Source organism: Aeromonas oralensis (assembly GCF_049665575.1).
In the GTDB taxonomy this organism is placed as follows: Bacteria; Pseudomonadota; Gammaproteobacteria; order Enterobacterales; family Aeromonadaceae; genus Aeromonas; species Aeromonas hydrophila.
In genome coordinates this window covers 4,103,556-4,116,215 of sequence record NZ_CP187186.1, presented here as the reverse complement: position 1 = coordinate 4,116,215, position 12,660 = coordinate 4,103,556, and the positions used below count along the sequence as shown (strand labels likewise).

The window sequence follows — 12,660 nt, the reverse complement described above, 5'->3', positions numbered from 1 at the left end:
CCGGGGATATAAGAACGACAAAGAGGTCATGATGAGTAAAGAAATCAAAACCCAGGTCGTAGTACTGGGTGCTGGCCCTGCCGGTTATTCCGCTGCCTTCCGTGCGGCTGACTTGGGTCTGGATACCATTATCGTCGAGCGTTACTCCACCCTGGGTGGCGTCTGCCTGAACGTGGGTTGCATCCCGTCCAAGGCGCTGCTGCACGTCGCCAAAGTCATTGAAGAAGCCAAGGCGCTGGCCGAGCACGGCATCGTCTTCGGTGCCCCGCAGACCGACATCGACAAGATCCGTCTGTGGAAAGAGAAAGTCATCAACCAGCTGACCGGCGGTCTGGCTGGCATGGCCAAGATGCGTAAAGTACAGGTTGTTAACGGCTTCGGTAAATTTACCGGCCCGAACACGCTCGAAGTGACCGGGGAAGACGGCAAAACCACCGTGACCTTCGACAACGCCATCATCGCTGCCGGTTCCCGTCCGGTGAAGCTGCCGTTCATTCCGCATGACGACCCGCGCGTATGGGACTCTACCGATGCGCTGGAGCTGACTACCGTTCCTGGCAAGCTGCTGGTTATCGGTGGCGGCATCATCGGCCTGGAGATGGGTACCGTGTACTCCTCCCTGGGTTCCGAGATCGACGTGGTGGAATTTGCCGACCAGCTGGTACCGGCTGCCGACAAAGACATCGTCAAGATCTACACCAAGCGCGTCGCCAAGAAATTCAACATCATGCTGGAGACCAAGGTCACCGCAGTTGAAGCTCGCGAAGACGGCCTGTACGTCTCCTACGAAGGCAAGCACGCTCCGGCCGAGCCGGTCCGTTACGACAACGTGCTGGTTGCCGTAGGTCGTGTGCCGAATGGCAAGATGCTGGATGCCGAGAAGGCCGGCGTTGCCGTGACCGAGCGCGGTTTCATCGAAGTGGACAAGCAGCTGCGTACCAACGTGGCGCACATCCACGCCATCGGTGACATCGTGGGTCAGCCGATGCTGGCGCACAAAGGTGTTCACGAAGGTCACGTGGCTGCCGAAGTGATCGCTGGCAAGAAGCACTACTTCGACCCGAAAGTGATCCCGTCCATCGCCTACACCGAGCCGGAGATGGCCTGGGTTGGTCTGACCGAGAAAGAGGCCAAGCAACAGGGCCTGAACTTCGAAGTCGCCACCTTCCCGTGGGCGGCTTCCGGTCGTGCAATCGCTTCTGATTGCTCCGACGGCATGACCAAGCTGATCTTCGACAAGGAGAGCGGTCGCGTCATCGGTGGTGCCATCGTGGGTACCAACGGTGGTGAACTGCTGGGTGAAATCGGTCTGGCTATCGAGATGGGGGCCGACGCCGAAGACATCGCGCTGACCATCCACGCTCACCCGACTCTGCACGAGTCCGTGGGTCTGGCTGCCGAAGTGTTCGAAGGCTCCATCACCGACCTGCCGAACGCCAAGGCCAAGAAGAAGAAGTAATTCGCTTCTGCCTGTAAAAAAGCCGCTCAATGGAGCGGCTTTTTGTTTTTCAGCGTCTGCTGGCGGTTTAGCAGCGCCCTTTCTTGGCTTGTCCTGGCGGACAGAAGGTACCGTAGCCCCCCCGATCCCCGTCGCTGACCCGGATCCGGGTATCGTCCACGCTCACGTCGGCGCCGTGTACCCGCACCGGCCCGCAGCTGCAGGCGCTGAGCAGACCGCTCAGCAAGATCATCACCACCCGCTTGCCCATAACTCCTCCTCTCATTTTCTTGATTATGGGGTCTTTTCAGAGGCGGGTGGAGGCGGTGAAAAGCCCCTGCGTCACGGCCTGCCGTGGTGGCGACAGAGGGCGCCGCAGCGCCCTCTGGTCAGTCGTGCCGAGGCAGCCAAAAGCTACAGACGGAAGTGGCCGACCAGCTTGTCCAGCTCTCCGGAGAGCTGCTGCAGGCCGCGACTGGCATCGGTCAGCTGGTGGGCAATGTCGGCGGTCTCCATGGTGAGCTGGTTGATGTCCTCCACGTTGCGGTTGAGTTCGCCCACCACGCTCGATTGCTCTTCGGTGGCGGTGGCGACCTGGATATTCATGTCGTTGATCTGGGTGATATGGGCGGTGATCTGGCCGAGTGCACCGTTGGCCTCGTCAGCCTGGGTCACGACGGCCAGGCTCTGGCTGCGGCCTTGGGTCATGGCACTGACGGCGCGTGCGCTCTGTTCCTGCAGCCGGTTGATCATGCCCTGGATTTCGGCGGTGGAGGCGGCGGAGCGGTTGGCGAGGTTGCGCACCTCGTCGGCCACCACGGCGAAACCACGACCCTGCTCACCGGCGCGGGCCGCCTCGATGGCGGCGTTGAGTGCCAGCAGGTTGGTCTGTTCCGAGATGCTGCGGATGGTTTCCAGAATGCTGCCGATGGAGTCGGTCTGGGTTGCCAGTGATTCAATCACCCCGGCGACCTGTGCAATCTCGTCAGAGAGGCCGACGATGCCGTGGCGTGCCTGGGCCACCACGCCGGCACCCGCATCCGCCTGCTCGTTGGCCTGTCTCGCCACTTCTGCGGCGAGGGAGGCGTTGCCGGCGATCTCGGTGACGGTAGCGCCCATCTGGTGGATGGCGGTGGCCACCTGCACGGTGCGATCGCGCTGGGCGGTGCAGTTCTGCTGGGTCAGCTGGGCCTTGGCGGCCACCTCGTCGGCCGTGGCGGCCAGTTGGTGGGAGTTGCGGGCCACCTGCTCGATGGCGCTGTGGATCTTGCCGACGAAGTGGTTGAAGCTCACGGTGATCTCCGCCAGCTCGTCATTGCCGTTCAGCTGGGCACGGGAATCCAGCGCCAGGTGTTCGGCGGCATAGCCGATGTACTGCTGCAGGAAGCTGACGCGATTGCGCAGGCCGCGCAGCACCAGGAAAGAGACCAGCAGGCAGATGACGAGTGCGCCGCCTATGATGGCGAGCATCTGGCTTTCGCCCCGTGCAAAACTCTGCTGGCTGAGGGCGTGACGTTGTTGGGCCAGCTTCATCAGCTCGTCGAGCTGGGTGTTGGCACTCTTGCGCATGGTGCCGTAGGTCACCGCGTAGCGTTCCTTGTAGATGCGACGTGCACTCTCCATGTCACCCTGCTCCATGGCGGCCAGCATGGGCTGCAACTCACTCTTTTCCATCGCCTCGAATTGTTCGAACAGCTGCTGGGCATTTTGCCGCGCGGCGGGATCAACCTGGGCGCTGACCGCCAGCTGCATGGCCTGGCGCATCTCTGGGATGTCCTCTTCCCGTGTCTCCTTGACCCGGGTCAACACCCCTTTTTCATCCTTGAGCGAGGTTTCTTGCAGCAGCATCATGTCGAGCCCCACCCGCATGCGGGGGATGCGCGACACTACCTCTGCCATGGCCCGCATGGGGGTGGCGGTGTTCTCGTAGAGCTCGGTGGCCTGTCGTTCGATAGCGCCCATGCTGCGAAGGCTGGCGGCGCCCACCAGCAGCAGCGCCAGGCAGGGCACGGCGACAGCCAGTATCAACTGGCTCTTGATTGTCAGTTTACCCTCTAGCATGGGTTCTCCTTGGTGATCATGGCGATGTGAATTATCACAGTATAAATCGACGGATTTGGCGCCAACTTGAGTTTTTGTTAACAAACGACCAACAAAAAGGGGCGCCATAGCGCCCCTTATGATGTCAGAAGTCTTAGAGCCGGAAGTTGCCGACCAGCTTGTCCAGCTCGCCGGAGAGGTGCTGCAGGCTGCGGCTCGACTCGGTCAGCTGGTGGGCGATGTCGGCGGTCTCCATGGTGAGCTGGTTGATGTCTTCCACGTTGCGGTTGATCTCGCCCACCACGCTGGACTGCTCCTCGGTGGCGGTGGCGACCTGGATGTTCATGTCGCTGATCTGGGTGATGTGGGCGGTGATCTGGCCGAGGGCGCCGTTGGCCTCGTCAGCCTGGGTCACCACTTCCAGACTCTGGTTGCGGCCCTGAGCCATGGCGCTGACGGCGCGGGCGCTCTGCTCCTGCAGCCGGTTGATCATGCCCTGGATCTCGGCGGTGGAGGCGGCAGAGCGGCTGGCGAGGTTGCGCACCTCGTCGGCCACCACCGCGAAGCCACGGCCCTGCTCACCGGCGCGGGCAGCCTCGATGGCGGCGTTGAGCGCCAGCAGGTTGGTCTGCTCCGAGATGCTGCGGATGGTGTCGAGGATGCTGCCGATGGAGTCGGTCTGGCTGGCCAGCGACTCGATGACCCCGGCCACCTGCTCAATCTCGCCGGAGAGGCCGACGATGCCGTGACGGGCCTGGGCTACCACCAGGGCGCCGGCGTCGGCCTGTTCGTTGGCCTGCTTGGCCACATCGGCCGCCAGCGAGGCATTGCCGGCGATTTCGCTCACGGTGGCGCCCATCTCGTGGATGGCGGTGGCCACCTGCACGGTGCGATCCCGCTGGGCGGTACAGTTGTGCTGGGTCAGCTGGGCCTTGGCGGCCACCTCGTTGGCAGTGGCGGCGAGCTGGCGAGAGTTGCTCGCCACCTGCTCGATGGAGCCGTGGATCTTGGCGACGAAGTTGTTGAAGCCGGTGGCAACCTGGGCCAGTTCATCCCGCCCCTCCACCTTGAGGCGCTGGGTCAGATCGCCGTCGCCGCTGCCGAGTTCGCGAAACAGGCGGGCCAGCTGGTTGAGCGGACGGCTCACCGAGCCGGCCAGCAGCATGCCGAGCAGCCCCATGCCGGCGGCGATGGCCAGGCTCACCAGCAGGATGTGCAGGCGGGCTCGGTCCAGCTCGGCATAGATCTCCGCTTCCGGCACCTGGGCCACCAGATACCAGTCGAGCAGCGGAATGTAGCTGCTGGCCAGCACCACCGGCTGACCGTCGATCTCGGCGTGGGTGGCGGCAAAGGGCTGCTTGTTCAGCAGGTTGCCGCTGCCGCTTGCCAGCTGGGCCAGGCTGTCACGGTCGATGCGGCTGGCGTCGGGGTGCAGTTTCACCTTGCCGCTGCCGTCGGTCATGAACACGAAGCCGCTGTCGCCGATACGGAAGTTGGCGAGCATGCTGACCATGCTGTCGAGGGACTTGGCGAGGCCGGCGAGGCCGCGGCCATTGAGCTGCTGGAAGTTGACGAACAGCTTCACCTCGCCGTTGCTCTCGCGAAAGATGCTGAGCATCAGGTCTTGCTGGCTCTTGGTGTAGCCGTAGAACCAGGCATCCTGCTCCGGGGTGAGGTTGCGCAGGAAGCCATCCTGGTTGTAGTAGGCGGCGCTCTGGCGATCGGCGAAAGAGGCGGTGACCAGCCCGTACTGGGCTGCCATGTCCTTGAGCTGGTCGATCAGGATCGTCTCCTGCTCCTTGGGCATGCCGCGGGCCACCCAGTCCAGCACGAAGCGATCGTTGGCCAGCTGTCTGGCGGCACCGGCGACCGAGGTGAGATCCTTCTCGATCTCCTTGCCGATGCGCTGGGTCAGGTTGGGCAGCTCCTGCTCGAACATGCGGTTTTCGATCAGCTGCTGCGCCGAGCGCTGGCTGAAGTAGCCAACCAGCAGGCAGGAGAGCACCACGGCCAGGGTGACCGTGGCCAGGATTTTCTGTTTGAGTGTCAGGCTTGCAAGCATAGGAGTGACTCGGGTGTGTGAACACGGAATTGAGGACATATTAGCGGCAGCCCGGCGTCACCCTTGATAGGCCGACCCACTTTATTGACGGATTACGTTTGCGCTCACATCGCCGCATGGGCGGCCAGCGTCGCAATGCGTGCCGATATCCCCTGCGAACTGTTGCGGTTCGCCGGCCGCCCCTTATAGTAGGCTTCACTGCCTAGCTGGCTCGCCCTGGATTCAATGGAAAATCATATGCGCATCTTTCGTCGAGGATGGAACCCCCTGTTCCTGATATTGCTGGCCTGTCTGCCGCTGATGGCGGCGGCCCAGTCCGAGCGGCCCAAAATTGCCCTGGTGCTCAGCGGCGGCGGCGCCAAGGGGGCAGCCCACATCGGCATCCTCAAGGTGCTGGAAGAGAAGCGCATCCCGGTCGACATCATAGTGGGCACCAGCATGGGCTCCTACGTTGCGGGCATGTACGCCATGGGGCTCAGCGCCGAAGAGGTGGAGCGCACCACCCTGGCCATCGACTGGAACAAGGGCTATCAGGACAAGGTGGGGCGCGACGAGCTCTCCCTGCGCAAGAAGCAGCAGAGCGAGCAGTATCAGCTGCGCACCGACATCGGCGTCAATGGCGACTCGGTCCAGTTCCCCGATGGCTTCTTCCAGGGCCAGTCCATGGCCAGCCTGCTGCGCCACGCCACCTCCAACCTGCCGGTACAGAAGAGCTTCGACGATCTGCCCATTCCCTACCGTGCCATGGCCACCGACATGGAGACGGTGACCCCCTTCGTGCTGGACCACGGCAGCCTCGCCAAGGCGATGCAGGCGTCCATGTCCATTCCCGGCGCCCTCAAGCCGGTGGACTGGGAGGGACACATCCTGGCCGATGGCGGCACCGTCAACAACATGCCGGTGGACGTGGCCAAGGCGATGGGGGCCGATGTGGTGATCGCGGTGGACATCAGCGCCAAGCTGCGCACCCGTGAGTCCTTGAAGTCGGGGCTGGCCATGATCGATCAGCTCACCACCTACATGACCCAGGTCGGCACCGAAAAGCAGAAGGCGCTGATGGGGCCCAAAGATGTGCTGCTCAGCCCGGAATTCGGCAACATGGGCATCGCCGACTTCGCCCTGATGCCGGAGGGGATCAAGATAGGAGAACAGGTGGCCAGGCGCGCCTCGGCCCAGCTCGATGCGCTCTCTCTCTCGCCCGCCGCCTATGCCACCTATCGCAACCAGAAGCTGAGCCGGCGTGCCGAGCGCAGCGGCCAGCCCGCCTACTACATCGACAAGGTGGAGATCATCAACAAGTCCCGTCTCTCCGACGAGACGGTACGCGCCATGCTGAAAGTGCGGCCCGACAAGATCCAGACCAACGAGAGCCTGGAGGCGGGCATTCGCCGCCTCTATGCGCTGGAGTCGTTCGATCGCATCACCTACGAGGTGGAGGAGCGGGGCGGCGAGAACGTGCTGGTGGTCAACGCCAGCGAGAAGAACTGGGGGCCGGGCTACCTCAACTTCCAGTTCGGTTTCTCCGATGACTTCGAGAGCAGCTCCAACTACAACGTGGGCATGTCCTACACCCTCACCAACGTCAACGACTGGGGGGCCGAGTGGCTGACCGAGGCATCGCTCGGTACTGCCAAGCACTTCAAGACCGACTTCTACACCCCGCTGGAGCCCTCCCAGACCTTTTTCGGTGAGGCGAGCCTGGCTTATGACAAGACCCAGCGCCGCATCTTCATTCCCGAGGAGACGCGAGCGGTGGATGCGGTGAGTTATGTCGACTCCGAGTACAACTTTACCAACATCGATCTGTCGGTGGGCTGGAATCGTCAGCCCTGGAGCCGTCTCTCGCTCGGGCTGGAGGGGAAGGTGGGCGACATCGACGTGCGCAACGTAGCGAATGCCAAGGTGGATGCCTCCTCCTGGGGCCCCTATGTCCGCTTCGAACACGATACCCTCGATAGCCGCTACTTCCCCTATCAGGGCGCCTACTGGGACATCAAGGGGGGATACTCCGCCGTCCGGTTGGATGACAACGACACGATCAATGACCGTTATGAGGGGGTCAACTACCACCTGGCGATGGTCAAGCCTTGGTCCTGGGACAGGCACAGCCTCAACCTGCTGCTGGAGGGCGGGGGCTCCACCTCCCAGGAAGAGCTGCCGCTGTTCGTGCAGGATCTGGGCGGCTTGTTCCGCATGTCGGGCTTTCAGCGCTATCAGCTGAGCGGTCGTTACAGCCTGTTTGGCGGGCTGCGCTACATCTACCGGGTGGCGGACAACGACTTCGGTGCGCTGCGGGCGCCGCTTTATCTGGGGGGCTCCCTCGAGCAAGGCGGGGTGTGGGACAAGGGCGAAGACATCAGCATGGAGAGCTCCTTCACCGCCGGTTCCGTCTACGTGGGGGTGGAGAGCTTCCTCGGCCCCATCTTCCTCGGCTACGGCATGGCGGAGGGGGGCAACGACATGTTCTATCTGCAATTGGGCAGCACATTCGAATAACGGTCAAATGATGCCTTTTTGTTAACTTATTTTTGGTGTGCCATTTATCTGCTTGTAAAACATCAGCAACTTTAGATGGTTATGTTGTTTTGATGAATATGTGCACAGGCTTTGGATTTTAATTAGTCGTTAAAACTTATATAGTGGGGGGCACCCTACGGGTGTCCCGCAAGGACGATCGCCGCGAGCGTGGGCGAACCCCAAAAAAAGACCAAAGAGGAATTAGTCGTGCTTGAAACATACCGTAAACACGTCGCAGAACGTGCCGCCGAAGGCGTGGTTGCCAAACCTCTGGACGCAGAGCAGGTCGCCGCCCTGGTTGAGCTGCTGAAGAACCCGCCCGCCGGCGAACAAGACTTTCTGAAAGAGCTGTTGTCCTCCCGTATTCCCCCTGGTGTTGATGAAGCGGCCTATGTCAAAGCCGGCTTCCTCACCGCCGTCGCCAAGGGCGAAGCCCACTCTCCCATCCTGAGCGCTGCCGAAGCCGTCGAGCTGCTGGGCACCATGCAGGGTGGTTACAACATTCAGCCGCTGATTGACCTGCTGGACAATGCGACCCTGGCTCCTCTTGCCGCCAAGGGTCTCTCCCACACCCTGCTGATGTTTGACTCCTTCCACGACGTAGAAGAGAAGGCCAAGGCGGGCAATGCCCATGCCAAGCAGGTGATGCAATCCTGGGCCGACGCCGAGTGGTTCCTCTCCCGTCCCGAACTGGCCGAGAAGATCACTGTCACCGTGTTCAAGGTGACCGGCGAAACCAACACCGACGACTTGTCGCCGGCGCCGGACGCCTGGTCCCGTCCGGACATTCCGCTGCACGCGCTGGCCATGCTGAAGAACGCCCGTCCCGGCATCACCCCGGACAAGGATGGCGTCATCGGCCCCATCAAGACCATCGATGCCCTGAAAGAGAAAGGTTTCCCGCTGGCTTACGTGGGTGACGTGGTCGGTACCGGCTCTTCCCGCAAATCCGCCACCAACTCGGTGCTCTGGTTCATGGGCGACGACATTCCGCACGTGCCGAACAAGCGCGCCGGCGGTGTCTGCCTCGGCGGCAAGATTGCCCCGATCTTCTTCAACACCATGGAAGATGCCGGCGCTCTGCCCATCGAAGTGGACGTCTCCAAGCTGGAAATGGGCGATGTGATCGACATCTACCCGTTTGCCGGCAAGATCTGCAAGCACGGCACCGACCAGGTGCTGGCGCAGTTTGAACTGAAAACCGACGTGCTGATCGACGAAGTGCGCGCCGGTGGCCGTATTCCGCTGATCATCGGCCGCGGCCTGACCGACAAGGCCCGCGAAGCGCTGGGTCTGCCGTTCTCCACCGTGTTCCGCCGTCCGCAGCCGGTGGCCGATACCGGCAACGGCTTTACCCTGGCCCAGAAGATGGTGGGCAAGGCGTGCGGCGTGAAGGGCATTCGCCCCGGCACCTACTGCGAGCCCAAGATGACCACGGTCGGCTCCCAGGACACCACGGGCCCGATGACCCGCGACGAGCTGAAAGATCTGGCCTGCCTCGGCTTCTCCGCCGATCTGACCATGCAGTCCTTCTGCCACACCGCAGCCTATCCCAAGCCCATCGACGTACAGACTCACCATACCCTGCCGGACTTCATCATGAACCGCGGCGGTGTCTCTCTGCGTCCGGGTGACGGTGTCATCCACTCCTGGCTGAACCGCATGCTGCTGCCGGATACCGTGGGTACCGGTGGTGACTCCCACACCCGTTTCCCCATCGGCATCTCCTTCCCGGCGGGCTCCGGTCTGGTGGCCTTCGCCGCCGCCACCGGCGTGATGCCGCTGGACATGCCGGAATCCGTGCTGGTGCGCTTCAAGGGCGAGCTGCAACCGGGCATCACCCTGCGTGACCTGGTCCATGCCATCCCCTACGCCGCCATCCAGAAAGGGCTGCTGACCGTCGAGAAAGCGGGCAAGAAGAACATCTTCTCCGGCCGCATCCTCGAGATCGAAGGTCTGCCGACCCTGAAAGTGGAGCAGGCGTTCGAACTGGCGGACGCCAGCGCCGAGCGCTCTGCCGCCGGTTGCACCATCAAGCTGGATAAAGAGCCGATCATCGAGTATCTGAAGTCCAACATCGTGATGCTGAAGTGGATGCTCTCCGAAGGCTACGGCGACGTGCGTACCATCACCCGCCGCATCAAGGGGATGGAAGAGTGGCTGGCCAACCCGGTACTGATGGAAGCGGACAAGGACGCCGAGTACGCCGAGATCATCGAGATCGATCTGGCCACCATCAAGGAGCCGATCCTGTGCGCGCCGAACGATCCGGACGATGCCCGTCTGCTGAGCGACGTGGCTGGTGACAAGATCGACGAGGTGTTCATCGGTTCCTGCATGACCAACATCGGCCACTTCCGCGCCGCCGGCAAACTGCTCGAGAAGTACCAGGGCGAGCTGCCGACCCGCATGTGGATCGCGCCGCCCACCAAGATGGACAAGGATCAGCTGACCGAAGAGGGCTACTACGGCATCTTTGGTCGGGTCGGTGCCCGCATCGAGATTCCGGGCTGCTCCCTCTGCATGGGCAACCAGGCGCGGGTAGCGGAAGGGGCCTCCGTGGTCTCCACCTCCACCCGCAACTTCCCGAACCGCCTGGGCAAGGGTGCCAACGTCTATCTGGCTTCTGCCGAGCTGGCTGCGGTTGCCGCCATCATCGGCAAGATCCCGACCGTGGCCGAGTACCTGCAGTACGCCAAGACCCTGGACGCCACTGCGGCCGACACCTATCGCTACCTCAACTTCAACGAGATCGCCTCCTACACCAAGAAGGCCGATGCGGTGATCCTGCAGCAAGCGGTATAAGGGTCGGCGCCGCCATGGCGCTCCCGTGCTGATGCAAAGCCCCGGCCCGTGCTGGGGCTTTTGTTTGGCCGTCCGCTGCCGCTGCGCGACTTTCAGGCTGCATTGGCCCAGCCTGAGGTTGACCGCACGGTGCAGCTGGCTTCTGCCTGAGCCATCAGGTGAGGGATTGTAGCCACTCTGCCAGTCTGGCGTGGGCACTGCCGGGAGCGGGCGGGGCGGGGGCGAGCAGGTGGTAGCCGGTGCCGTCTGGGCAAAAGCCGAGCGGCGCCACCAGCAGACCGGCCTCGATGTCGTCGCACACCTGCCGGTAGGGGCCGATGGCGACCCCCAGCCCGGCGACTGCCGCCTGCAGGCTGAAATAGAAGTGCTCGAAGGTCTGCCCCGGCGCCTCCTCGCCGGCAAACTGGCCGGCGTGCTGCAACCACTCCTGCCAGGCTCCCGGCCGGGTCTTGGTGTGCAGGCGGGGGGCGCCAGGGCGCAGGGCCGGGCCGTTGGTTCCCGTCTCGAAAAACTGTGCCACCTTGCCCGGTTGGCAGACCGGCCCGGTCAGCTCCTCGAACAGCGGCTGGCTGTAGAGTTCGGCGGGCCACTGGAAGTCGTTGCGCCGGATGGCGAGATCGATGCCGCTGCCGAAGCTGAGGGCGCCGCCACCGGCCATCAGGTGCACGTCCAGCTCGGGATGCTGGGCCTGGAAGGCAGGCCAGCGCGGGATCAGCCAACGCATCAGCAGGGTCGGCTCGCAGGAGATGACCAGCGACGTCGGCCGCCCCTGCCGGCGCAGCGCCTGCGCCGTCTGGCGAATGCCGCCCAGCCCCTCCCTGACCGCCCGATAGAGCCGCTCGCCCGCCTCGGTCAGAAAGACCCGGCGCTGGCGCCGCTCGAACAGCATGACCCCGAGATCTTCCTCCAGCAGTCGTACCGCCCGGCTGACCGCACCGTGGGTGAGGTGCAACTCGTCGGCGGCGCGGCTGAAGTGCTCGGTGCGGGCTGCCACCTCGAAACAGCGCAGGGCGGTCAGAGCCGGCAGCGACAGGCTTTTCTGTGAATCATTCTCACCGTTCATGTCAGAAGTTATCGTTCGTTATTGGTGTTATGGCCAAATAAAATAGCCGATATCTCATCTGAACAGGACTATTTTCATGACCGAACTGTTAGCCGTAGTGGCCATTACCTTCTTTGCCGTCATCAGCCCGGGGCCCGACTTCGCCATGGTGTCGCGCAACAGCCTGCTGCTCTCGCGTCGCAGCGGGGTGCTGACGGCGCTCGGCATCGGCGCCGGGGTCTGCGTGCACGTCACCTACACCCTGCTCGGGGTGGGGCTGCTGATCCAGCAGTCGCTCTGGTTGTTCAATCTCATCAAGCTGGCGGGGGCCTCCTACCTCATCTTCCTCGGCATCAAGATGCTGCGGGCCAAGCCGGCGAATGCCGAGGTGCTGGCCGAGCAGCCCGCCCTCTCCAGCCTGGGGGCGCTGCGCACCGGTTTTCTGACCAATGTGCTCAACCCCAAGACCACCATCTTCATCGTCAGCCTGTTCATGCAGGTGGTGCAGCCGCAGACGCCGCTGGCGGTCCAGCTCGGTTACGGCGCCTTCATCGTGCTGGCCCATGCCGTCTGGTTCAGCGCGGTGGCGATCTTCTTCTCCACCGACTCGGTGCGGGGTCGGCTGCTGGCGGTGCGCCACTGGATTGATCGGGTGTTTGGCGGGTTGCTGGTGGGATTCGGCATGCTGCTGGCACTGACCCAGCAGACGCGCTGAGGCGAGGGGAGAGGCGCTCTCCCCTATTCACCCCCGACTGT

General features: G+C 63.1%; 8 protein-coding genes. 4 read left to right on the top strand and 4 right to left on the bottom strand.

Going from position 1 to position 12,660, the window contains the following annotated elements; all coding sequences use genetic code 11:
• The first annotated feature begins 31 nt into the window (after window positions 1-31).
• Window positions 32-1,459: a dihydrolipoyl dehydrogenase gene (gene lpdA, locus ACPDZI_RS19250; RefSeq protein WP_011707561.1), complete on the top strand. Its 1,428-nt coding sequence runs from the start codon at window positions 32-34 to the stop codon at window positions 1,457-1,459.
• A gap of 67 nt (window positions 1,460-1,526) precedes the next feature.
• On the opposite strand, the gene ACPDZI_RS19245 is transcribed toward lpdA, so the two are convergent.
• From ACPDZI_RS19245 to ACPDZI_RS19235, 3 genes are all read right to left on the bottom strand, one after another.
• Window positions 1,527-1,709 (bottom strand): hypothetical protein, encoded by a 183-nt coding sequence (locus tag ACPDZI_RS19245; protein ID WP_438833635.1) that lies wholly within the window; start codon window positions 1,707-1,709, stop codon window positions 1,527-1,529.
• Between the two features lie 143 nt (window positions 1,710-1,852).
• A complete protein-coding gene (locus ACPDZI_RS19240; RefSeq protein ID WP_168967645.1) occupies window positions 1,853-3,499 on the bottom strand; it encodes a methyl-accepting chemotaxis protein in 1,647 nt (548 codons plus the stop codon).
• 133 nt (window positions 3,500-3,632) lie between these two features.
• The gene (locus ACPDZI_RS19235; protein ID WP_175610323.1) at window positions 3,633-5,540 is read right to left on the bottom strand and encodes a methyl-accepting chemotaxis protein; all 1,908 of its coding nucleotides are present in this window, start codon (window positions 5,538-5,540) and stop codon (window positions 3,633-3,635) included.
• A gap of 237 nt (window positions 5,541-5,777) precedes the next feature.
• Here ACPDZI_RS19235 and ACPDZI_RS19230 point away from each other — a divergent pair, with 237 nt between their 5' ends.
• The gene (locus ACPDZI_RS19230; RefSeq protein ID WP_207137474.1) at window positions 5,778-8,036 is read left to right on the top strand and encodes a patatin-like phospholipase family protein; all 2,259 of its coding nucleotides are present in this window, start codon (window positions 5,778-5,780) and stop codon (window positions 8,034-8,036) included.
• Window positions 8,037-8,264: 228 nt separating this feature from the next.
• Window positions 8,265-10,862, top strand: a complete 2,598-nt coding sequence (gene acnB / locus ACPDZI_RS19225) for a bifunctional aconitate hydratase 2/2-methylisocitrate dehydratase (protein ID WP_438833634.1) — start codon at window positions 8,265-8,267, stop codon at window positions 10,860-10,862.
• Window positions 10,863-11,016: 154 nt separating this feature from the next.
• Here the strand turns inward: acnB and ACPDZI_RS19220 are convergent, their stop codons facing one another.
• Window positions 11,017-11,925, bottom strand: a complete 909-nt coding sequence (locus ACPDZI_RS19220) for a LysR family transcriptional regulator (RefSeq protein ID WP_438833633.1) — start codon at window positions 11,923-11,925, stop codon at window positions 11,017-11,019.
• Between the two features lie 76 nt (window positions 11,926-12,001).
• Between ACPDZI_RS19220 and ACPDZI_RS19215 the strand changes: the two genes are divergently transcribed.
• Window positions 12,002-12,619: a LysE family translocator gene (locus ACPDZI_RS19215; RefSeq protein ID WP_438833632.1), complete on the top strand. Its 618-nt coding sequence runs from the start codon at window positions 12,002-12,004 to the stop codon at window positions 12,617-12,619.
• The last annotated feature ends 41 nt before the right edge of the window (window positions 12,620-12,660 follow it).

What these genes read in the sequence shown, in the direction of transcription:
- lpdA (WP_011707561.1), top strand. Translation starts at nt 32, where the DNA reads ATGAGTAAAGAAATCAAAACCCAGGTCGTAGTACTGGGTGCTGGCCCT.
- ACPDZI_RS19245 (WP_438833635.1), bottom strand. Translation starts at nt 1,709, where the DNA reads ATGGGCAAGCGGGTGGTGATGATCTTGCTGAGCGGTCTGCTCAGCGCC.
- ACPDZI_RS19240 (WP_168967645.1), bottom strand. Translation starts at nt 3,499, where the DNA reads ATGCTAGAGGGTAAACTGACAATCAAGAGCCAGTTGATACTGGCTGTC.
- ACPDZI_RS19235 (WP_175610323.1), bottom strand. Translation starts at nt 5,540, where the DNA reads ATGCTTGCAAGCCTGACACTCAAACAGAAAATCCTGGCCACGGTCACC.
- ACPDZI_RS19230 (WP_207137474.1), top strand. Translation starts at nt 5,778, where the DNA reads ATGCGCATCTTTCGTCGAGGATGGAACCCCCTGTTCCTGATATTGCTG.
- ACPDZI_RS19220 (WP_438833633.1), bottom strand. Translation starts at nt 11,925, where the DNA reads ATGAACGGTGAGAATGATTCACAGAAAAGCCTGTCGCTGCCGGCTCTG.
- ACPDZI_RS19215 (WP_438833632.1), top strand. Translation starts at nt 12,002, where the DNA reads ATGACCGAACTGTTAGCCGTAGTGGCCATTACCTTCTTTGCCGTCATC.